This window comes from Sporolactobacillus shoreae (genome assembly GCF_004684935.1).
Taxonomy (GTDB): domain Bacteria; phylum Bacillota; class Bacilli; order Bacillales; family Sporolactobacillaceae; genus Sporolactobacillus; species Sporolactobacillus shoreae.
On the sequence record NZ_SRJD01000012.1, the window covers coordinates 68,582 to 90,051 of the forward strand.

Consider the following 21,470-nt stretch of genomic DNA (forward strand, 5'->3'; position numbering starts at 1 on the left):
TGAGTCGGTATGTTCAATCCGCATGTTTACCAAGCTTTTAAAATAGTAACAGACGCGTGATCCGCATCGATTTCAACCTGAGCACCAAGCGGCATTGTCAGCATCGGGTGTGTATGGCAGCAGTCAAAATCCGCGATGATTGGGATTTTCCTGCCCTCCAGTATCTCGATAAGGATATCGAGCGGTTTCCTGCCTGTTCCAGAGTCATCAAATCGCTCATGTTTGCCAAGCAAAATCCCGCCTACTTTATTAAAGACTCCGTTCACTGCTAACAATGAAAAATTCTTTTCAACCTGTTCCGCCGGTTTCATTGAATCCTCAATCAACAGAATGTCGCCCTTATGTATTTCGGGCATATAAGTACTGCCCCAGAAGCCCTGCATCGTATTGAGATTCCCGCCAATCAATCTTCCAGATGCTTTTCCTCCATTGATTCCGATCCACCGATTGTTTCGACGCTCTTTTTCTCTCGTTTTTTCCTCCCAGTTAACTCCCTCATCGGACCAGTACTTGGGTTTAGGAACCCGATATGGAAACTCCTGCTGTTTCATAAATATCTGTTCAAAGCCGCTGTACGTTTCATCAACATAGGGTGGAAATTCACCGAAAGACGGAACAAGGGCGGGTCCATAATAGACCGGGAAACCGGTTTTGGCATAAATGGCGAGCAGTATGGCCGTGACATCGGAATACCCAATCATGATTTTCGGATGAGTTCTGAATGCATCATAGTCCAGATAGGGAAGCAGTGAGTTGGAGTTGGTTCCTCCAATAGTCGACATAATCATTCTAACATCAGGATCGCGCAATAACGCATTCAGTTCTTCCGCCCTTTCCTGAATGGTTCCGGAACGATAATGATCGGATTGTCCGGTCAAACTGCCCTCGATAATTTCAAAACCCTTATTTTGTAAAAAATTTTTCGCCCGTGCAAAGCGTTTCGGAGAAGTCACCGTGATGGGTGACGAGGGCGAATAGATCCCGATTTTATCGCCCTTTTTCAGTTTCAACATTTATTTTTCACTTCTTTTTTGATAGTGTTTATACCTTTGAAAATCGATTTATTTCTGTGAAGAGCGATTTATTTGCAGGAAGATCGATATTTTTTATCGAAGACTGATTTATTTGCAGGAAGACCGATATTTTTTCACGATGACCGATTTCTGCTAGAAATTTAATCAGAGAATGGAAAATGCGCAGTTTCCTTATACCGCGTAATGCTAACTAAAGGTATAAATTGTCTCCATAAAGGTTAAAGTTCACTTGGTAAATGGTGAAGATACATGTTGAGTGCATTATCATTTTGTAGTAACGTTGCCACTGTTTTTGGGTGAGGACGATAATAAATCATCGGATAATCTTTCTCACCCAAAGATTCTTGGACTGAAAAAGCTAAAAACTCATGATCGGTTGAAAATTGTGCATTGACCCCTTTTTTATTTCCTCGAGCATCCAGGCGAATCCAGCGGTTTAATTTTTTGATAAAAACTGCATTAAGTGCATGAATACAATAACCCTTTTCGGGAGTGTCAAATAACATGAGTCTCTGATAACAAAAGCCTGTAGGTATGCCCTGAGATCTCAGTAATGCCGCTAACAAATGAGATTTTGCATAACATATGCCTTCCTTCCATTTAAGGACATCTGAAGCAAGATATGTTACACGAGTATGGTGTATATCCCAAGAGTGATAAATACAATCTCGAACAAATTCAAAGGCCGTTTTTGCTTTTTCTAATTCAGATTGTTCTGACACAAATAGTAGTTTCCCTACCTCTATAATTGAAGGATGAGAATAATTTATTAGACTGCTTTCTTCCATGTAGTCTGTTAAAAGATGTGATTCTGGGATTATTTGCACCACGAACACTCCTTTCATTGCCATGAAAACATTACCCAAATTATTGCACGAATCTGTGGTGCTTCATGGGCAATAAATTTTTTCTATTATAGAGCCAACTATTTACCCTGAAACACGCTGATATAATAGTTATCTTCAGGGACATCTCTCACATATTTGAAGCCATGGGTAGAATAAAATGTTTTCAATTTATCATTGCCGGCCCAGCAGTCAAGGTAAATCTCTTTTCTTAAGTTCCTTGAAAACGACACCGCAAACTCAATGATTTGAGACCCTATATTTTTTCCTTGATAATCAGGTAAAATGGCTATCTTATTTAAATACATACTGTGTGGTTCAACAACCCATTCACTGATCCTATCTACTTCTCGGATAAAAAAAGTGCCGATAGCATTTTTTTCATTGAGCAGAACAAAAGCCTGTCCGTTCTCTATTTCCCCCACTATCTGTTCTGCCCTCCAAGGATCATTCCACTGATTAATCCCCTTTTCCTTCAGAGCCTGTGAAACGGTATTTAATATATTCAGCACTTGGGCCAAATCTTCAAAATGGGCTGATCGTATTTCCATTATTTTTTCACCTGATTGAGTGTGCCTAGGCAGGCACCAATGTTAAAGGCCCGGGCAAGGAGTTCGAAATCGTCCTACCTATTTTTAATGCTTCTTAAAAACTCATCAAAATATCCATAAAACTCTTCTTTGTTACTTAAATGTACATTGTGGTTGGGATCTGACATTTCATGGGCCATGCAATTTGAAATCACTGATTGCATTCTTGTGAAATCTTCGTCCGGAACAGCTTCATGGCTTCCTGACCTGATTAACAGCGTCGGACATTTGATACCGGGCAGCAAATGGAACCAGTTTTCATCATAGGCAATATTAGCAGCCATAGCCTGAGAACTGAACATCATCTGATAGCCCCTTACAGTTTCCTCCAGACTATTCATGAAATATTGGTAACCTATATCGGAGTTCATCCTTTGTTTTATAAAACGCATGGCTTCACTTAAACTGGAAAACGGTAATGGCCAGTCTTTTGTCAAAGGATCTCTAAGTTCATTTAACGGTAATTTTTGGTGCTCTGCAGGTTCTGGTAAAAAGGTGTCAACTGCTGCGGATTTGTCAAGAATAGCCACTGCTTCTATGTACTTCGAATATACTGCCGCTAAATATGCTGCTATTGATCCTCCCATGGAATGCCCTGCCAATATAACTGATTCGATCTTTAAAGAATCCAGCAATTCAATGATGTCCTCAGCCATTTCTGCAGACGTATACTTCGCTAACGGTTTACTGCTTAATCCGTGTCCCCTCTGATCCGGAGCAATGACTCTGTATTGTTTGCCATAGTGTTGGATAAAATCAGACCAGGTTTCTGCTCTACCCCATCTTCCATGAAGACAAAGAATGGTTGGCCCATCAGTTTTAGTATCAAAATAAAACATGTCTATACTCTTCAGATGAGCAATATTTCTATAAACCTTCGTTTCCCCCATTATCGCGCCTCTTTGCCGTATTTAAGATTTGTCAGAACAGTAGTGATCATCAATTTGTCTTGCACATTTTATGGATTCATGGCACAGATTCCGTCTGTTACAGATTAAATATGAACTGTGAAGTAAAAACAATTTAGATTTTTTTGAGAAGTTTTTGATACTCACCATACGCGTCTTTACCTTGATACACGACCTCAGTAAATCCAAGTTTCCGATACAAATTTTTTGCAACGAGGTTATCTATATCTACTCCAATAGATATTTCTTGATACCCTAAATTTTTGGCATAATCAATAAGAAAGTTGACAAACTGACTTCCAATTCCTTTATTTCTATATTCCTCTTTTACTATTAATCTGGATAAATAAATTCGTTTGTTCTTTATTGTATAATCTGAATCATTCATATCAAAAACCAAAGATCCCTCACCAATAAGTTCATTATTCGTTACATAAACAAATGTAATTCTGTTTCCGGCAATCAATTCATTATAGAATTTATCAGCTAATTTCTGTTGCATTTTCATATCCCAAATGTTGGTGCACTTATAGAACTCATCCAGTTCCATTTTTCTAATTGACTTCAAGTTATTATTCCCCCGTTTCGATTACGTGAATAATAAGTCGTGGTTTCCGTCTATTCTTCATTATAACTTTCATTAATCCATTTTTAACATCTGTCACTTACATCACATCAATAAAGAAAATATTTTAGTGTTTCTTAGATTACTGATTTTGTTCTTTCGATTGCAGACATTATGCTGGATAAAGCTTAAAATGAGAAAAGATAGCGGTTCAAACTTAACGACTGGAATAACATTATTGATCAGATAAGCCATGCTAATGGAGCAATTCTTTGAGAAACATAAAAAAGTTTTCTTCGACAACCATTGTTTTTGTGATATTTAACTCATTACATAACAAAAGAGGCCATCATGATGAGCACTATTCTGTTCAGAAGACTTGAAAATAAAGACATTCCGGAATTTGTTGAAATGAGAAAACTTCAGCTGCTTGAAGAAGGTGCTGTACCAACTGCCGACATAACAAGGCCGTTAACCGATTATTTTGAAAAAAGTCTTGAAGACGGCAGCTTTGTGTCCTGGATCGCTCTTGACGATGGAAAAATGATTGCCACAAGCGGTATGTCATTCAGCCAAAGGCCCCCTTACTATGGAAATCCATCCGGCTATGTTGGAACCCTTTCATGCATGCATACTTTAGCGCCTTATCGCCGAAGGGGAATTGCTACAAAACTATTAAAGTCCGTTATTGATGAAGCTCAAAAGAGACATTGCGGTAAAGTGACCATTACAGCATCCAATATGGGAAAACTGCTCTATCACAGCTTTGGATTTAAAGACGGGGGCAATTATCTTGAATATGATTTATCGTTTAATGCTCTAAATGATGCTTTTCCAAAAACTCAGAAACCATTTGGATAACGCTGCCGCTCTCGGAACCCAAGCAAATATGATGCCTTGAGTGTGAAAGATAATGCAGTTCTTTATCTTTTGATGAAACAATTCGAAAAATCCATTCGGAACTTTTCGGGTCCACCGTCTCGTCATTCCGGCCATGAATGATACAGATCGGAACAGAAATTTGCCGAAAAATCGATTTTGCCTGACGGACGATCTTATGAAATTGAAAGACATTATGTATGGGGATCGAACGGATGAATAACTGATCACCACGAACTGAACGGTCCGTCAATACTAAGGAATGAAAAAGTTCCCTCAGCCTCATCCTTAATACATGGGGTGTCAGCACATATACCGCCGGAGAAAGCAAAACCAAGGTCGTTATCTTATAACGATCAGCCATGATTGAAGCGATCATTGCCCCCATGGAAAAACCGATCAGGTGAATGTGTTTGCCCTCTTCGATTGCACGTTTGATCATCTTTTCAATCGTTTCCAGCCAATTCAGCGCAGTGACCTTCTCCATCCTCCTTTTGTCTATGCTGTGTCCGGGCAATAAAGGAGTGATGACCTCGTAATCCATTTTTAACAGGGCGTGTGCCAATGGCTCAATTTCCTGAAGATTTCCCGCGAACCCATGAATAATAATACATAACTCCCCCTTCATGACAGCACTCCTTTGACCACATGGATCAACTTTAGTGATGGTGGCAAAATCATTCCAAATAGGATTGAAAGCATGTTTTCATTCGGATACAGGTAGAGAAATCGGGAAGAATAAATATGACTTTATACTCCTTAGTATGGACAGGTTGAGGTGATCAGATGTGCCTTTTTTCATGGTGAACGGCTGCAGGCTCTATTATACGGTTCAAGGTCAGGGGACTCCCATCCTTTTTGTTCATCCCCCGCTGCTTACTCATTTTAATTTTGTGAATCAGATGAAGGAATTATCGAAGTACTTTCAGATTATTACGTTTGATATACGCGGGCATGGAAGAAGTTCCTTTTCCAAACAGCCCCTGACCTATCCGCTAATTGCAGAAGATATGAAGCAATTGTTGGATCATCTAAAAATTCAAAGGGCATTTATTTGCGGCTATTCTACAGGCGGATCCATTGCTTTGGAATTTTTCCTGTCACATGCAGACCGGGCATACGGCGGAATCCTGATCAGCGGGCTTTCTGAGATCAGCGATCAGCCGCTAATAAATAAAATTAATATTGCGATGACCCTTATCAAGCTTAAAGCCACGTCGTTGTTATCACTTTATATATTCGGAACAAATATGAATACCAGATCCTCATTCTGGAAAATGGTAAAGGAAGGGCGAAAGGGAAGCCCTAAAAACATTGAACAGTATTATCGGTACAGTTTGACCTATAACTGTACGAACCAGTTGGAGAAAATAAAAACCCCTGCTTTATTAGTTTATGGTCTCAAAGATCAGGGCTTTTTCCGTTACGCCCAATTATTGTACGAGAAGCTGCCTCATAATGAATTAAAATGGATTCGGGACGTCAAACATCAAATTCCAACGAAAGCAGCCCATGAATTAAACGTTTTGATCAAGCAATTTATTCGTTCTCAAAATGGATCCCGAGTAAAATGATTTCTAAAAATCACCACACATCAGCATAAAGTATCTTATTGTGATAATAAAGTGTTTAAAAATCACAGTAAAGTTGATCCATTTTGATTATTATTGCAGAAATACACATAGATCTTCAAAAGGGTTTACGGATACACAGAGCAGTGAATCCACTGCTCTCCGTCTCAAAACCAAGCTTTTTCATAATAACTTTTCTTGCCGGGACTCGCAACTAAAGTGGGATACAGATTGTTTTCTCTCAACAATTTAAGAGATTCATTCATTATTGCTGTTCCAATTCCCTGTTTTCGATAATCAGGGTGAACAATAACATTACATATGTAAGCATGACGAATCCCGTCGGATAAGATTCTTGCGTAACCTACTAATTTCCTATTTTCATTTCTTGCACAAATATTTCCCCAAGATGATTCTATTGCCCTTTCTAAGTTTTCAATTGGATGGACATCCCAATGATTCGTTGCAAGAAGTTCATTAAGTTCTTTTGCGTTCACTGATTCATTACTTAAACGAGTCATCGTCACGAAATGTTCTCCTTCAACCTTTTTTCTTTGTTCAGTATACGTCTTCGCCACATTAAACACGGACTACAAATTCACGTAAAACGCCTACATAAAATCACAGGAGCGGCAATACATTAATGATCGGTTCTTCATATGGATGAACACTTTGAATGACTTTTTTCACTTCATTGACCGCATCATAGGGACATCTGAATTCCATCTTACATTCCGTTCCGGAAGAAATTTTCCCAATTTCTCCATCATAAGGGCTTGCACCTTCTAAGGGACGCCAATATCCTCTCACCTCTGAGTAGGAAATCACATGATCGTACTTACCGACTTTTAATATACCTAACTCATTTAATTTATCTCGAAGAGGAACAATGTACGCTTCCGGGATAAGGACTTCTATTTTACAGACATCACATTTCATTTCTGGATCTCCGCTCCGCTTCTATAAATTCTACAGCTACCTTCATGATTCAGAGGGCTGGCAACAGTCAGCGATTAAGAAAGTCAAAGTTTGTTTCTTTGTCCGTGGGTACGGCACTCTTTTTATCCCTCACTTTTTTCTGAACAGTCCCACCTCTTTCCCCCATCACCTTCTTAACATCTTCCAGCATGAAGCTGAAGGCAAGAATAGCCAGTGTAAACGTAATGACCGGTGCGAAAAAAAGCCAGGGTTCTGTTGTTGCCTGTCCTTCCTGAAAAGCAAGACCAATCAGGCCTGACCATTCATCAGATACTGAATGAATAGAACTTCCCCTTCCCTGTAAAATGGTTCCTCCGAAAAAGAGGCTGAGTACGCCCAAATGAGCCAAGAGAATCATCACCTGAATTAATTGCTGGATACAAATCAGGCTGAATTTCGGAATAAAATGAGGTCTGATTTCATTCCAGAAAATCTGCAGGGAGTTGGCACCCAGAACCTTGGCACTGGTGATAAAATCGCGTTGCTTGATTTCCCCAATCAGATTACCGATATCCAGTGCCGCTACAGGTATCCCGATGGCCGCAATAATAATGATTTCCGCAATCTCCCGTTCTGTCCGTGAATACATATAAATTTCGGTCATAATATCTGGCTTAAGAACAGGGGCGAGAATAACAAAAGCTAAAATCGTCACCGGAATATAGTGCATCCCGTCAAGCAGTCCGGTAATTGTTCTTCTGAATCTGTAAAGATACATGCCATAAATCCAGCCCAAAAAAGAAGCAAAGGACAAACGGATCAAGGTGATAATAAAGGCGATCCCTAACGTAAACTTGGCACCGATCAGAAGCATAGCAGCCAGACTATTGCCGCGCATATCCGTTCCTAATGGAGGAGCTTCAAGTGGGGACAGAGGAGCGGGTTTGACCATTTGACCGTTACGAATCAGAAAGAGATTTTCCGGAATATGATCGTGCCATATCAGACTGTACAAGATGCTGGCAACAAGCAACCCACAAATAAAAATAAAACCGATGACGAACATGGGTCGTTTCATAAGACGTCTTATCAATCAGATCACCACCCTTCTCCCGGTCAGTTTCCGTATCAGGATGGAGAAAAATGTATACAGAAAATAGAAAGGGATAAAAATAAGAAACAGGGAAACAGTGAAAACAAGCGGCGTCGGATTATTATAGATAAAGGTCATCAGCCCCTGCATCCCAAAAACAAATTCCAAGATGACTAGATTGGATAGCAGCATCCAGACAACTGTTTTGGAATAGGAGAGCACTGGCACTGCGATATTACGAAGTATATGCTTGAACAGTAACTGACAGCCCCCCAGGCCCTTGCTCTTTGCCACAGTAATATAGTCCATATCCATTTGTTCTCCGACTGCAACCATCATCATTCGATAAAAGAAACAGGCAGGCAAAATAGAGAGGCAGAGCACAGGCAGGAAAAAGACTTGCTGGTTAAATCCTTCGGAAGTATTCAACAGGAGCAATCCGGTTTTTTGATAAATCAGGATGATGATCATTTGAAAAACGACCATAATAAAGATATCCGGAAGCGATTCACCAATAAAAGCAAGAAACAGAACGGTTTTCCGAAGCCATTGGGGTAGAAAAAAAGTAATATATGTACCTGCAAGAGCTAACAAAAAAGAAAAAATCAGAGCCGCAAAAAAGATTTTCATAGAGTAGAAATACGGGTTCAGAATTCCCGGAAACAGGGGATACATTCTTCCTTCATACTGAAAGCCAATCTGGCCGGGGTGTAATACTTGAACGAGCACATCACCCATTTGGCCAAAATAATTAGAAAAACTGAGATTCAGCCCTCGAAAAAGAGCCGGCAGACAGCCAACGAAAAGAATTCCGATCAACGTTGCAATAAGTCTGACACTTTGTTTAATCACCACAGTTCTAATGCTCCTCTCAGCTAAAGATTCCAAGCATCTTACACACTGTTTATTGACCTATGACATGAGCCGCAATCCATCTGGCAACACCATTATCCTCATTGCTGTCACATATAAAATTTGCAGCTCTTTTAGCCCGATCTATTCCATTAGAAACGGCCACCCCAGTACCGCACTTCTGAAGCATCTCGATGTCATTGAAGTCATTTCCGAACGCTGCAACGCTGGAAAAACTTAAATGGGTCTCCTTCAGGATTGCTGCAATTCCGTTTACTTTTGATGCATTTTGGCTTACGATTTGATACCAGTCCTCGCCATAATTGGATACCAGACGAAGCCTCGGATACTTTTTTAAAATGGATTGCAGTGTTTCACCATTACGGCATTCGACTGATATTTTGGGTGTATCAAATTTCAGTTTTGTTTTAAAATCATTATAGACAGGCTTCCACTCTTCTTCCCACGATGTCCCTTCATAAGTCGTATAGAGACAATCTCCTGCTTCAACGGTGATGCAGGTTATGTCCTCCGCAGAAATGAGGTCTGAGAGCAGTTCATTAGTCATTTGTCTTGAAATATTTTGGTTATAGATATTTTTACCGTTGTGTGACAGGGTGGCTCCATTGTTCGAAATAACATAATCACATTTGATTTTTCTTTGAAAAAGTTGGAGTGTACGCTCCGGACGTGCGGTCGCAAAGGCAAGCCCGATTCCTTTTTGATGGCAGCGATTTAAAATATCAGCGGTATAGTCAGATATCATTTTCTGATGGTTTAACAAAGTGTCATCAAGATCCGTCACAATCATTCGTATTTCCATTTTGTCATCTCTTGTCTATGTACTTTTCAATCATTCTATCTTATCTGATCAGGAAAAACGATCTTGCGAAGCTCATCCAGCGACCGGATTTCAAAATTTGCCTTAATCTTCGTCTGATTGACCACCTCATTACAATTAAACCAGCAAGTCTCAATTCCCGCATTAATGCCACCAAGAATGTCCGTTGATAGATTATCACCGACCATCAGCACCCTGTTTTTATCAGAGATGTTCAAAGCGTTAAATACATAATCAAATAGTTCCGTCTGCGGCTTTTGAAATCCAATGTCTCCAGAAATAAATAGAGCCGCAAAATCCTTATGAATCACTGATTTTTCAAATCTTCGGCGCTGTGTCCTGGAAATTCCATTGGTCACAATGGTCAGCCTGCAGGACTGACTCAAGTCATCACATAACTGCCGAGCACCAGTAATCAATTGTGCACCGTCAGCCAGCTCATTCAAGTAATGCGAGTTGAACTCGTCTGCATTTTCTCTGATTCCTATCTTTGCAAATAAAAGCTTGAATCTTTCAAATTGCAGCTCGGCCACAGTTATTTTTTGCGATTCAAGTTCATTCCACAAATTCTGATTAATCGATCTGTACTCTGTCTGGATGTCATGAGTGTACTCATGTCCAAAATAAGCTAATGTTTTTTTAAGCGCGGCCGCTTCTGCCTTTTTATAATCAAACAGTGTGTCGTCCGCATCGAACAGAATATCATCATATCTTTTTAGGGTCATCTCCCGATAACACCTTCTTATAAAGTATTGGAATCCGTTATCTCAGAGGCTTGATCACCGATTGCACCAGAACGAGGGACTGCCGGTAAGCTTGGCTATTAAAATGCTCAGAATAAGGGTTCGCAAACCCATGTTTCGCATCTAATAAGTAAAGAGCAACATTTTTATAATTTCTGTTTTTTAATTTAACGATGAAGTCATTGACGTCAAAGGATTTTTCATCGCTTGCAAAAAGTAACGTCGCCGGGCATTTGGGGATGAGCTGATCGTAATCGCGAATTCTTGAGCCGTAGAAACAAATAACTCCACTAAGAGAAGTGTTCTGCGCACTGCAGATCCAGGCAATGGTTGCCCCGACACTAAAACCCATAAGGTAAATGGCGTCATACTTATCTTGAAACTGATCAATGATCCGGTTAATTGCAGCAGCACCCTTTTCGAATCCCACGTAGTCCATAAAATAGTGATAGGCTTCTTGATCCTGTGATTCCTCAAATGGTGATTTTCTGGAAAGCAAGTTGGGACAGACGACATCTATTCCAAGGTGATCCAGCCACTGAGCAAAAGAACACATCTGTTTATTGACACCGTAAATTTCATGGACGAGAATGACAAGCTTTTTACGATTTTTAGTATATGCAAACATGGTTCCTCCTCTATCATCTGATCCATCAGTTCAAAAACTCCTGTATTCTTCTGCCATTTTCCTGCCGATCAGTAAATGATCCCCCCGTATATTCATGAATCACACGATTCCAAAACAACTGTGAAGGAACATTTTTCTCATCCTGGGATACTTCCCAGTGACAGCCCCTATGCCCATCGAACAGAGTTGTTGCAGCCACTCTGCCCAGGCCCTGTCGCCGATATTTCTTCATAATGAAAAATTCAGCGATCGAATAATAAGGGAACTGATTTGCGGGTTCTATGTACCTTACCAATGCGAATCCAGCGTACTTTCCGTCCGTCATAATAAAGAAGGGAAAACGGTGTGCCTCATCCATCCAATAATCATCAAAATAGGAGTAGGAGCCATACAGCCCGCTTTCCAGTACATCTGGCCCTTTATATTCCGAAAAATCATAGAAGTAAAACTGCATAAGATGGCTTAATACATCCTTTTTTGCTTTGGAAATTTTGATGATCTGGAGATCCATTAAGAAAACATCCCTTCTTCCTTAATTGGTGACATCAAGGGCACGTTATGTACTGAAACAGAATAATAAAATTAATACTGAATATTATAAACGAATCCATAGATATCCGTAGCATTTTTTTACCATTTATCCGTTTTACTCACTACTAATTCTGATTTGTTCCCTAAATCTTCAAAAAATGGATCATGGGATATCACAATCACTATTTTATCCTTTTCAGCAAGATCATTGATCAGGCGGATTACCGATTCTTTATTTGCTGTGTCAAGAAAATTTGTCGGTTCATCAAAAAAGTAAACACTCTTATCCGTCTGAAGATCATGCCGGATCTGAGTTAATTTCTTCTGACCATAGGATCCATTCTTGTAAGACAAAACGCCATGAGTGCTGATATATGGGTCTGCAGGGATGTAGACGATATCTGCCAGCTGCCGATTGACAGGTCGGTGATTAATCAGAATTTCTCCTTTATATCGAGAACACAGGCCAAGAATGGATTCGATCAATGTTGTCTTTCCCGCGCCGTTGTCCCCGCGAATCAGACTCACCGCACCCCTTTGAAAGACGTGGCTAATTGCCGAATGGAGCTCCTTTCCATCAGAATCGAGACTGATGTAATTTTTTATCTCAAGCGATTGAATCGATTCTCTATGAAAATCAATAACTGGAAGATTAAGCATATGATTGAAACTTTCAATAATCGGTTTGGTCGATAAGTATTGCTTTCGGATCGTTGCAAAGAATTCAGCCGGATCCCAGAAACGTGATGTGTAAAGCTGAATGGCAGACAGAGCGCCGATCGTCATATTGCCGCGGTAAACAAAAAAGGCGCTCATTAACGTGCCGATTAAAATGATGGCATTCAGCATGCCATAGGATAGAATATTGTCAAAAATCGCTTCCGTCCTAATCTTTTTCTTCATATGCGTGATGTACGATACAAAAAAATGATTCACAGGCGGTAACTGCTTATCTTTTAAAAATCGTTCTTCTTTTGTCAGGTGAAACTGGTCGGACTCATAGTCTTTCATCTGCTCCATATCTTCAACATTTCGCTTCGCGTTAACTGTCATTCTCTTCTCAAATCTCTGTGAGAATAGAAGAAACACTGGCATGGCAATGACGACTACTAAGGTAATAGGAAAAGAAATGGTAAGCATACAGCAGATAATCCCGACAATGTAAAGCGCATTGATAATGATCGTGATCGGAACATTGGTAATGAACTGCTTAACGAGTTCATAGTTCTGGCCCATAAATTGCTGCAGGCTACCATCAGTCAAATCACTGTGCCGGATATCCAGATTTCTGAGCTTCTGATCCAGTCTGGTATAGATTGAAATCCAGGCTTCCTTTGTCGCATACCCATCAGCCAAATCCACTACATAGTTTGATCCCTGGCTGAGAAAAAAGAAAAGAACCGATATCCAGGTATAAAAGAGAATGCCCGACAAATTTCTTTGAACCAGCGCATCAATCAGCTGCATCTCAACGATCGGAAAACACAGAAAAATAAGTTTATTGATCAATTTGCAAATGAAGTTAAGCCATACTGTCCTACCTGAAACAAGTCTCATTAACTGATACATTGTACATCGCCTCGCTCTAGCATTATTTGATAATAAACGCGTAAAATCGTTTCAATTGATAACGGACAGCCGAAAAAGCGCACAAAAAACCTCCCGTCCATTTCTGAACAGGAGGTATGAGAATACTTTATCAACAGCGCAAATAAAGTAATGATCACTCACATGATGTAGAAACACAATCCATCCTATCCAGAAAAGTATTTTTTCTGAATAGGGAACCAGTTTGTGCGAATTGATTTAAAAAAGCACAGATTTGTATCCTATCAGAAAAAATTCCGCAATTCATAACGAAACTTTTCTTGAAAATAGGATCAAAAAATCATTGTGCTTACTCAATCCCTTCAGTTTTTATTAGCCTCATTATACATCTGGCATAATTGAAGTCAACCAGGTTATCAATGTAGTATATGTTAATCGAAACAGCCTCACTATTGAATAAAATTCCCACCTTTTGAAAGGAAGATCTCCCTTCATCTTCAGGCACTCACGGTTTATTGCTATATTTCCTTTTGTTGATTCAAAAGATGGAGAGACGATTTTTTAAGTGAAGCGTTCAATCTGAGGCTTGCCAATCATACGAAGCCATTTTTATTCAGAACAGTGTAAACTAGTACTGATAGCTTATACATTGGAGCGTCTATATGAAAATTGATCGATTGCTGGGCATAACCATTTTTTTATTAAATCATGGCAGGGTCAGTGCAAAGGGACTTGCCGAAAGATTTGAAGTCTCTCTCAGGACCATCCAGCGTGACATAGACACGCTCTGTCAGGCAGGAATTCCGATTTTCTCCAATCAAGGCAGGAGCGGCGGGTACGAAATTCTTGATAGTTTTAAAATGGAACGGCAGGTTGCGGGGCAAACGGACTACTCATTTATCATTACTGCCTTGCGGGGGCTGGCCTCCGCTTATGACAGCCCCAAGGTTGACGACACGCTTGAGAAAATGATTTCGTTGTCTCCGCATCAAAAATCAAATTCAACTATTTTTCTTGATTTCGGTGTTTTAAAAGAAGGCAATGAAACCAACCACCAACTAAAAATGCTGGAAAGAGCCATTGTCTTAAAAAGTGTCATCTCCTTCAAGTACACAAATTCAGAGAACCGTCTGTCCACACCAACGGTTGAGCCCATTGTTCTGACCTACAAATGGTACGCCTGGTACCTGCTTGCCTATTCACTCACAAATGAGGACTATCGGCTGTATAAATTGATCCGTATGGAAAAAATTCACGTGACCAACCAGAAAATGTCGCTTCAGCATGAACCTGCGGAGAATCTTTTAAAGCGATATGAAGAAACGAGCGGCAGAAAGTATATGGATATCCGTCTTCTGTGCAAAGCGGAAGTCAAAGTACGGGCCATTGAATACCTGAAAGGTGTCGTTGAGTCACAAGATGAAAATGGTGATTTTATTCTGAAGCTGCATCTGCCCAAAAATGAGCAGCTTTGGTTTGGCACATTGCTTTCACTTGGAAATCTTGTAAAAATTATTGAGCCGGAAAGCCTGAAGGAACGACTTTGCGATAAATGTATGGATATTTTGCAGCTTTATAATAAACTATGACAAGACGTTGTCGTAGTTCTCCTGCTATTCTAGAGAAAAACAAGGAGGAATTACGATGAGCGATAAAAATGTCTATGAGGAATGCCCGGTCTACCATACTGAGGCTGTGAGTTTAAAACAGACGACTCTTGATGACGCGGAAGAATTGTTAAAATGCTATTCGGACGAAAAAGCTGTTCCTTTTTTCAACGCGGATAATTGCCCCGACAATTTCCACTATACAACACCGGAACAGATGAGAAGTGAGATTAATTTCTGGAACAGATCTTATCAGACAAAATGGTTTGTGCGCTGGACTGTGATTCAAAATGACTCTTCAGAAAAAATCGGTTCCATTGAAATGTTCAACAGAGGAACAGAGGCCTGCATTGGTTCACATGGCGTGTTGCGAATTGATCTGCGAAGTGACCACGAAAACCGACAGATTATCGAAAGCATTTTGGAAATTGCCAATCGGCATTTTTATGAAGATTTTGACGTGACCTGCATCCTTACAAAGGCCATTCCGACTGCAAAGGAGCGCATTTTATCATTAACCCGGATGGGATATACACCTATTTCATTTGAAAAAGCACATTACTATGCCCGGAAAGAGAATTTGTGAAGGGCTATATCAATGGAAACTATGCAAGTGGTCATGGTAGAGCTACAAATATCTTTGTCAGAGACGCGGATAAATGGCTCCTCATTCACGAACATCTTAGCCCCTTACCCAATTAATTCTAGAACACATCCAGTTGAAAAAAGTTTTCCTTTTGTAGTATTGCTTAATTATCTCTTCTCATTAAGCTAAAACTTTGAGCTGTCGGTCCCACGTCGGGCTGCGTCACTAAGAAAAGCGCCAAAGGAGTCACATCTTCAGGTTCTTTTGTCCATTCACTCTCTATATTAAAAACGCTTGACTTCTCATTGTTGTCCATCGATGTGTTGACAGGACCTGGAATAAGCTCATTTACACTTATCTGATACTTCCACAGCTCTTGAGCTAAAACCCGCGTTAACATCCATAATCCGGCTTTTGAACATGCGTATGCTGAACCACCCTGAGCACCTTTGTGTCCTCTGCCTGAACCTATTGTTATTATTTTCCCACCATTTAATTTCATAAACGGGATCACTGCATGAGCACAGTTATAGGCACCTATTAAATTTACATTGATCGTTTCTATCCAGTCTTCTGGCTGGCTTTCCTCCACCAAATTTCTGTCTTTGTTTACACCTGCATTGATAACGAGAATATCTATGCTGCCAAACTTTTCATGAGCTTTTTTGAACATAATGCTAACTGATTCTAAATTTGTCACATCTGTGGGAATGGCTAGTGCTTTTCCGCCTTTGTTCTCTATCTGTTCTGCAACTTCTTGAATTTCTTTCTCAGTACGGGCTACACAAACAATTGAAGCCCCATTGTCAGCATAAGCCAGGGCGATCGCTTTACCAATTCCCCTCCCCGCTCCTGTAATAACCGCTACTTTTCCCTCAAGCTGCATCGATCATCTCTCCCTATTTTACTTGCATAGTATAAAACGCGGACTGCAACATAAATCGCTTAAGCTAAAAAGATATATTTTGCCTTTTAACGTTTGATGCTGTTCCCCCAACCTCTATACGGGTAATATTTCTATTTTTGACGGTTAACTTTGAAAAGAGTATCGAGGTACATTTCATACTGTAGCCTTGCTCGAATGATAACACCTCGTTACCTTGAATTTTATTATATTTAAAGAGATAGCATGTCAGTGCACCCGTTGATGTCCCGGTTGCACTTTCCTCAGGAATATCATATAAGGGTGCAAAATTCCTGCAGCAAGCAATCATGTCATTTTCAGTATTTAGTGTGAACAAATGATAACCAATAACCCGATATTTTTTGCTCACATCAGAAATTCTCGAAAAGTCAGGTTTGACATTGTTTAAAGTATGTACATTTTTGATGGGGACAAGTATATCTTTTAGACCGGTCGAAACGATCTCAATGGGAAGATTGTGATCGAGATCCGAACAGGTCAGATTTAATGAACGCATGATTTCTTCTTTATTTGGTTTTTCATAAAAATCAGGAAGTGCCTGAGAAAGATACACCTGATTGTTATTACAAATGGTTACCGCTAGTAAACCCGCCTTTGTTTCTATTTTATATGAACCCACGTGTACTCTCTTTAATGAGAACATCAAGGAAAATGTTGCAATGGTTGCGTGACCACACAAATCAACTTCGCTATTCGGGGTGAAGTAGCTTAACTTAAAATCAGCACGATTCGAGTGTTGAACAAATGCAGTCTCCGAAAAACCAATTTTACGAGCAACAATCTGCATCTCTGATTTCTTGAGTAAATCACCATCTAAAACGACTCCGGCCGGATTTCCCCCACTTCCATTTTTTGTGAAAGCACTGAGCGTATATACTTGAATATTCATAAAGGCCCCACCCCTATCACGAGTTAATCTGCACCAATTTAGGTTCAAACTAAATCTAAAAAATCCACTTGTGACCTTAAAAAAAGATACCTCTACCTGTGTACAGAAAAAAATATTTTTAGATATTGTAGAAATACGGATTAAATTTGTGCTCAAGTTGGATTAATTGCTCCACTTGTTCTTTTCCAAGCAATGACTTTTCTTTCATTCTCATATAAAGGCACCGTATGAAATGTTTCATGTTTACTCTTTTCGTTAAGTTCACTCTATTTACTGCGGAATAGACAGGAATGTCTTCAGGATCTTGTATGTCGACTTTTTCCAGCCATCCAAACAAATCAGCCAAAGTAACTTTTTTTAATTCGACCATCGCAAGGACAGGAATAGCGAATCGTTCATCTTCTTCTGCATCAAAAACGTTTGGAGCATTCCGCAGCATCGTTTGAAGACTGCCCCACAGCGCCTGGCATTCATTGAAACCTGCGAAACGGCTTCTGACACATTCATCAAGAGCATCGCTAATATGTGCCGGAGCATGCGCCCAGCCTTTTTCAACTACGAAACTCCGATAATCTTTTTCCAGTTCACAATAATGTGTTAATTGATTCATATTTTCTTGAAATTCGTTTTTATTCAGGAATTTTTCCTGATTATCACGAAATAGGATAAGCGCAATGAGCAGCGAAGAGAATGATCTTAGAAAGACACTATCACTCTCTGACTTGCCGATTTTGAAGTAAAGCATATCTTCCGAAACTGCCTGTTTGAGAATTTCCTTTAATTGACGACCATTAAGAAGATGTTCCTCCACCAACCATTTCGACAGTATAGTATATCCCAACGCATCACGAAGTTCCCCGTCCGGTGAACTTAACGAACGCATCACAAGCTGAACCGCTTCAAATTCACTGAGTCCTTTCGGCAGAACGTAGCCATTCTTCTGAATTTCCAACAACCGATTTTTAAGTTCCATAGCAGACACCTCAGTTAACCGTATTTAACGCGATACTGTACACACCCTATTGGTATAATAAAATACATACTGTGCAACAACATACCATCTACGTGCTTCATTATTTGATTAAAGGGTTATCCCCGGAAACATTAAGCTCTTTTTCATTTCATGATAACCAAAGGATTGATATAGCTTCACTGCTCGTTTATTTAGATTCCAAACCTCAAGTCTTGTTTTATCAATCCCAATTGAAAGAAAATAATTTAATATATACTTTACTATACATTTTGATAATCCTTGCCCACGCTTTTCGGGTAAAACAAATAGTGTTTCGACGTATCCCAATCCGTCTTTTTCAAAAATAGTACATCCACCTTCTAGCTTATCATCAGAAAAAAAGGACAAGTTTTTAAAATGCCTTTCACTCTCTTGCTCTATAAATACATCTCTATCAAGAGGCGTCACAAAAATTTCATCATACATCGACTTGTATTCCAAAAACTCTTTGTCAGAACTAATTTTTAATTCTTGTACTCTTACATTTTTCGGTAAGGTATATGTAAAACTCGTTGGAATATCTGCTTCCATAATAATGCTATAATCCGGGTCAAATCCATTAGTAATATAAAAATCCAATTTATCTCTGTTATATTCAAAACCAGCGTATATTCTAGCCTTTAAATCCGCTCTTTGCTCCCGGAGTTCTCTCGCTCTGGAAAGCACTTTATCAAATAGCTTTTGTCTGACTACATTTTTCAATGTTAATTCCAAGTCATCTGCACAACTGACGTTTATCATAATTAAGTAAGGCGTTTCATGTGTCTGATGAAAGTTAATTGTTGAATACGCATATGAACTTCCCAGAAATTTTTCTGTCTCGTCGAAGGCTAAAAAAATATTTTCTTTACTATTTCCGTATTGGTCTTCTTGAGGATTAATTATTTTTATACTCATCAAGTTGCCTCCAAAGTGTTTTAATGCGTCAACTAAGAAATTATTCCCTCAAAGCAATATCCCTTTATACTTTGTGGTTTATTCTTATCATTTTGAAAAATTAAGTAATCCCTGTATGGTCTCTGTCATCACCTTGTGTTCAGGCAGTCTTCAACGGAGACTGATTTTATAAATTGTAGATAAAAGCACTACAATTCCAGTAAAAATAATGGGTGGAACGGCCAGCCATCTTTGGAATCGAAGGAGGACAGGATCGGCGATCGTTGGATCAAAACGAACAACGTTAAAGAAAACATTGCCAGACATTTTTCTGAACAGAATTTTCAGCCAAACGTTCATGAACCAGATAAAAAGGGCATAAACCGACCATTTTAACCAGACCGGCAGTAGGAAAACTGCGATGCAGGTGACGGATACAAGCTGAATGCATGACAGAACGTTTGGCCCGCTTCTTAAAAAAGTTTTCAGCAAGAGCTCCAGTAGGCCGTTTTCTTTGGTCCGCTTTTTAAAAATCCGTGCAGATCGGTGAAAAAGAATGAGAGGCTTTTTCCTGCGAGTAACCGATGGCTTTTCAATTCCTGTTGAGAAATTCAGAATCAATTTTATATATTTGGTTTGCTCTGTGCTTTCAATTTCCAGATCCTTGACCCATCGATTCGTTTTCTTCAACTGAGTGACGTTCAAATAAATCATGATGATAGAGCAGAAAGCGCTACAAATGGCCCATAGAGCAGGAGCCACAGTGAGCAGCAGAATGTCTGCTAAACTGTATGCCAGTATAATGAATAACCAGCGAGTGATCACCGAATCTGTTATTTTTTTTATAGTCATGAGGGACAGCTTGAATGCACTGACAGCCAGATACAAAGACAAGACCTGTACGAGTGGATAATGATAGATTTGGGTCAGCACAGGTAATGCCAGAACGAACAGCACAATTTCAAATAAGAAAAGAGAAAGAAGCGAAGTCAAAAAACCACACCGTTTGAGCTGGTGAGTCTGTCTTCTTTTTTGTATTAGAAAAAGCAGGTCGGCATCCATGAGATAGGTTCTTATGTTTCCCCGGCCAGACAGCAAAAGGATCAATGTTAAAAGCAATGAAACAGGTAGGTGAGTATCCCAGTAACTATGTATGTTCCGCCAAATATCGGCGTAAAGAAAGGGAGCAATAGCTGCCGCCGGTATAGCGATATAAAGCATAATGGACCAATCGAGAACCGATCGGATGACGTTCCACTGATCGTGAAGTTGCTGAAGGAACCTTTTTATAAATAGCTTATTTCCGGACATCGGATACACCCTCTGTCAGAACATCAAAACAATCCAATAGTGATCCGCCTCTTATCCCGCTGCGTTCACGAATTTCATCCAGCGTTCCTTGGACAATGAGCCGGCCGTTGGAAATTAAAACGAAGCGATCACAGATTTTTTCAGCTGTATCCAATATGTGAGTAGACATCAAAATTCCCGCTCCACGCTCTTTTTCACTCTGCAGAGACTGCAAAAGCCTTTTCACGGCTCTCGGATCAAGTCCCATGAAAGGTTCATCAACAATATATAAGTCTGGTTGTCTGAGGAAAGCGAGGACAAGCATGACTTTCTGCTGCATGCCCTTTGAAAAACTCTCCGGGTACCGGTGTATAAACTCAGACAGCTGGAACTGCTTCAGGAGTTCATTAGCCCGGGTCATGTATAATTTTTCATCCGTTTGCAGCGTCGTCAACAGAAATTCTATGTGTTCCCAGAGGGTCAATTTTTCATAAAGGATGGGACGCTCAGGTATATAGGCATAATTGCTAGCCTGACAGTCCCCCTTTACATTTTTCATAATACCAAGAATCGATTTGATTGTTGAACTCTTACCCGCACCGTTTGGCCCGATCAAACCGACCAGTTCCCCGGAATCTACTGAAAAATGAATGTTTTTCAGGACTGTTGAATCTGGAGAGTATCCAGCTTCATCTATATTAACCGATAAAAGCATGAGCAGACCTCCTCTGATTTTCCA

General features: G+C 39.8%; 26 protein-coding genes. 5 read left to right on the plus strand and 21 right to left on the minus strand.

What is annotated here, in order from left to right:
• Nucleotides 1-26 precede the first annotated feature (26 nt).
• The 5 genes from E4665_RS11170 to E4665_RS11190 all read right to left on the minus strand — a co-directional run bounded on the left by E4665_RS11170 (nucleotide 27) and on the right by E4665_RS11190 (nucleotide 3,945).
• Nucleotides 27-1,013 (minus strand): S66 family peptidase, encoded by a 987-nt coding sequence (locus tag E4665_RS11170; RefSeq protein ID WP_135348873.1) that lies wholly within the window; start codon nucleotides 1,011-1,013, stop codon nucleotides 27-29.
• Between the two features lie 239 nt (nucleotides 1,014-1,252).
• The gene (locus E4665_RS11175) at nucleotides 1,253-1,861 is read right to left on the minus strand and encodes a transglutaminase-like domain-containing protein (RefSeq protein WP_135348925.1); all 609 of its coding nucleotides are present in this window, start codon (nucleotides 1,859-1,861) and stop codon (nucleotides 1,253-1,255) included.
• 98 nt (nucleotides 1,862-1,959) lie between these two features.
• Entirely contained in the window at nucleotides 1,960-2,430 is a 471-nt protein-coding gene (locus E4665_RS11180) for a GNAT family N-acetyltransferase (RefSeq protein WP_135348874.1), read from the minus strand.
• Between the two features lie 74 nt (nucleotides 2,431-2,504).
• A complete protein-coding gene (locus E4665_RS11185) occupies nucleotides 2,505-3,359 on the minus strand; it encodes an alpha/beta fold hydrolase (RefSeq protein ID WP_135348875.1) in 855 nt (284 codons plus the stop codon).
• Between the two features lie 133 nt (nucleotides 3,360-3,492).
• Nucleotides 3,493-3,945 carry a GNAT family N-acetyltransferase gene (locus E4665_RS11190; protein ID WP_241654821.1) on the minus strand — a complete coding sequence of 151 codons (453 nt, stop codon included), beginning with the start codon at nucleotides 3,943-3,945 and terminating at the stop codon, nucleotides 3,493-3,495.
• Between the two features lie 351 nt (nucleotides 3,946-4,296).
• On the opposite strand from E4665_RS11190, the gene E4665_RS11195 reads away from it, so the two are divergent.
• Nucleotides 4,297-4,803, plus strand: coding sequence for a GNAT family N-acetyltransferase (locus E4665_RS11195; RefSeq protein WP_135348876.1), 507 nt, complete (start codon nucleotides 4,297-4,299; stop codon nucleotides 4,801-4,803).
• Here E4665_RS11195 and E4665_RS11200 read toward each other — a convergent pair.
• On the minus strand, nucleotides 4,754-5,449 hold the full coding sequence (locus tag E4665_RS11200) for an alpha/beta hydrolase (RefSeq protein ID WP_135348877.1): 696 nt from the start codon (nucleotides 5,447-5,449) through the stop codon (nucleotides 4,754-4,756). The genes E4665_RS11195 and E4665_RS11200 overlap by 50 nt on opposite strands.
• Nucleotides 5,450-5,609: 160 nt before the next feature.
• Here E4665_RS11200 and E4665_RS11205 point away from each other — a divergent pair, with 160 nt between their 5' ends.
• A complete protein-coding gene (locus E4665_RS11205; RefSeq protein WP_174845483.1) occupies nucleotides 5,610-6,395 on the plus strand; it encodes an alpha/beta fold hydrolase in 786 nt (261 codons plus the stop codon).
• 164 nt (nucleotides 6,396-6,559) lie between these two features.
• Here the strand turns inward: E4665_RS11205 and E4665_RS11210 are convergent, their stop codons facing one another.
• The 9 genes from E4665_RS11210 to E4665_RS11250 form a co-directional block, all read right to left on the minus strand.
• Nucleotides 6,560-6,913 carry a GNAT family N-acetyltransferase gene (locus E4665_RS11210; RefSeq protein WP_241654830.1) on the minus strand — a complete coding sequence of 118 codons (354 nt, stop codon included), beginning with the start codon at nucleotides 6,911-6,913 and terminating at the stop codon, nucleotides 6,560-6,562.
• Nucleotides 6,914-7,013: 100 nt separating this feature from the next.
• Nucleotides 7,014-7,331, minus strand: coding sequence for a divalent cation tolerance protein CutA (gene cutA / locus E4665_RS11215; protein ID WP_135348878.1), 318 nt, complete (start codon nucleotides 7,329-7,331; stop codon nucleotides 7,014-7,016).
• A 67-nt stretch (nucleotides 7,332-7,398) separates the two neighbouring features.
• Nucleotides 7,399-8,403 (minus strand): ABC transporter permease subunit, encoded by a 1,005-nt coding sequence (locus tag E4665_RS11220; RefSeq protein ID WP_135348879.1) that lies wholly within the window; start codon nucleotides 8,401-8,403, stop codon nucleotides 7,399-7,401.
• Nucleotides 8,404-9,258, minus strand: coding sequence for an ABC transporter permease subunit (locus tag E4665_RS11225; RefSeq protein ID WP_135348880.1), 855 nt, complete (start codon nucleotides 9,256-9,258; stop codon nucleotides 8,404-8,406).
• A 49-nt stretch (nucleotides 9,259-9,307) separates the two neighbouring features.
• Nucleotides 9,308-10,078, minus strand: coding sequence for an HAD family hydrolase (locus tag E4665_RS11230; RefSeq protein WP_135348881.1), 771 nt, complete (start codon nucleotides 10,076-10,078; stop codon nucleotides 9,308-9,310).
• A 35-nt stretch (nucleotides 10,079-10,113) separates the two neighbouring features.
• Nucleotides 10,114-10,821 (minus strand): YjjG family noncanonical pyrimidine nucleotidase, encoded by a 708-nt coding sequence (locus tag E4665_RS11235; RefSeq protein WP_135348882.1) that lies wholly within the window; start codon nucleotides 10,819-10,821, stop codon nucleotides 10,114-10,116.
• A gap of 37 nt (nucleotides 10,822-10,858) precedes the next feature.
• Nucleotides 10,859-11,467 carry a dienelactone hydrolase family protein gene (locus tag E4665_RS11240; protein WP_135348883.1) on the minus strand — a complete coding sequence of 203 codons (609 nt, stop codon included), beginning with the start codon at nucleotides 11,465-11,467 and terminating at the stop codon, nucleotides 10,859-10,861.
• Nucleotides 11,468-11,492: 25 nt separating this feature from the next.
• Nucleotides 11,493-11,978: a GNAT family N-acetyltransferase gene (locus E4665_RS11245; RefSeq protein WP_135348884.1), complete on the minus strand. Its 486-nt coding sequence runs from the start codon at nucleotides 11,976-11,978 to the stop codon at nucleotides 11,493-11,495.
• Between the two features lie 119 nt (nucleotides 11,979-12,097).
• Nucleotides 12,098-13,567, minus strand: a complete 1,470-nt coding sequence (locus tag E4665_RS11250; RefSeq protein WP_135348885.1) for an ATP-binding cassette domain-containing protein — start codon at nucleotides 13,565-13,567, stop codon at nucleotides 12,098-12,100.
• A gap of 641 nt (nucleotides 13,568-14,208) precedes the next feature.
• On the opposite strand from E4665_RS11250, the gene E4665_RS11255 reads away from it, so the two are divergent.
• Genes E4665_RS11255 through E4665_RS11265 form a run of 3 tightly spaced genes read left to right on the plus strand, consistent with a single transcriptional unit; the run spans nucleotide 14,209 to nucleotide 15,855 of the window.
• Complete coding sequence (locus E4665_RS11255; protein WP_135348886.1) at nucleotides 14,209-15,135, plus strand: helix-turn-helix transcriptional regulator; 927 nt, start codon at nucleotides 14,209-14,211, stop codon at nucleotides 15,133-15,135.
• 55 nt (nucleotides 15,136-15,190) lie between these two features.
• Entirely contained in the window at nucleotides 15,191-15,739 is a 549-nt protein-coding gene (locus E4665_RS11260) for a GNAT family N-acetyltransferase (protein WP_135348887.1), read from the plus strand.
• Nucleotides 15,736-15,855 carry a nuclear transport factor 2 family protein gene (locus E4665_RS11265; protein WP_135348888.1) on the plus strand — a complete coding sequence of 40 codons (120 nt, stop codon included), beginning with the start codon at nucleotides 15,736-15,738 and terminating at the stop codon, nucleotides 15,853-15,855. The genes E4665_RS11260 and E4665_RS11265 overlap by 4 nt, the downstream gene beginning before the upstream one ends.
• A 47-nt stretch (nucleotides 15,856-15,902) precedes the next feature.
• Here the strand turns inward: E4665_RS11265 and E4665_RS11270 are convergent, their stop codons facing one another.
• The 6 genes from E4665_RS11270 to E4665_RS11295 form a co-directional block, all read right to left on the minus strand.
• Nucleotides 15,903-16,625 carry an SDR family NAD(P)-dependent oxidoreductase gene (locus tag E4665_RS11270; RefSeq protein ID WP_135348889.1) on the minus strand — a complete coding sequence of 241 codons (723 nt, stop codon included), beginning with the start codon at nucleotides 16,623-16,625 and terminating at the stop codon, nucleotides 15,903-15,905.
• Nucleotides 16,626-16,689: 64 nt separating this feature from the next.
• Nucleotides 16,690-17,553, minus strand: a complete 864-nt coding sequence (locus tag E4665_RS11275) for a PhzF family phenazine biosynthesis protein (protein WP_135348890.1) — start codon at nucleotides 17,551-17,553, stop codon at nucleotides 16,690-16,692.
• Between the two features lie 118 nt (nucleotides 17,554-17,671).
• The gene (locus tag E4665_RS11280; RefSeq protein ID WP_135348891.1) at nucleotides 17,672-18,526 is read right to left on the minus strand and encodes a DUF2785 domain-containing protein; all 855 of its coding nucleotides are present in this window, start codon (nucleotides 18,524-18,526) and stop codon (nucleotides 17,672-17,674) included.
• 108 nt (nucleotides 18,527-18,634) lie between these two features.
• On the minus strand, nucleotides 18,635-19,462 hold the full coding sequence (locus E4665_RS11285; RefSeq protein ID WP_135348892.1) for a GNAT family N-acetyltransferase: 828 nt from the start codon (nucleotides 19,460-19,462) through the stop codon (nucleotides 18,635-18,637).
• A gap of 150 nt (nucleotides 19,463-19,612) precedes the next feature.
• Complete coding sequence (locus tag E4665_RS11290; RefSeq protein WP_135348893.1) at nucleotides 19,613-20,752, minus strand: ABC transporter permease; 1,140 nt, start codon at nucleotides 20,750-20,752, stop codon at nucleotides 19,613-19,615.
• The gene (locus E4665_RS11295) at nucleotides 20,739-21,446 is read right to left on the minus strand and encodes an ABC transporter ATP-binding protein (RefSeq protein ID WP_135348894.1); all 708 of its coding nucleotides are present in this window, start codon (nucleotides 21,444-21,446) and stop codon (nucleotides 20,739-20,741) included. The genes E4665_RS11290 and E4665_RS11295 overlap by 14 nt, the downstream gene beginning before the upstream one ends.
• Nucleotides 21,447-21,470 lie beyond the last annotated feature (24 nt).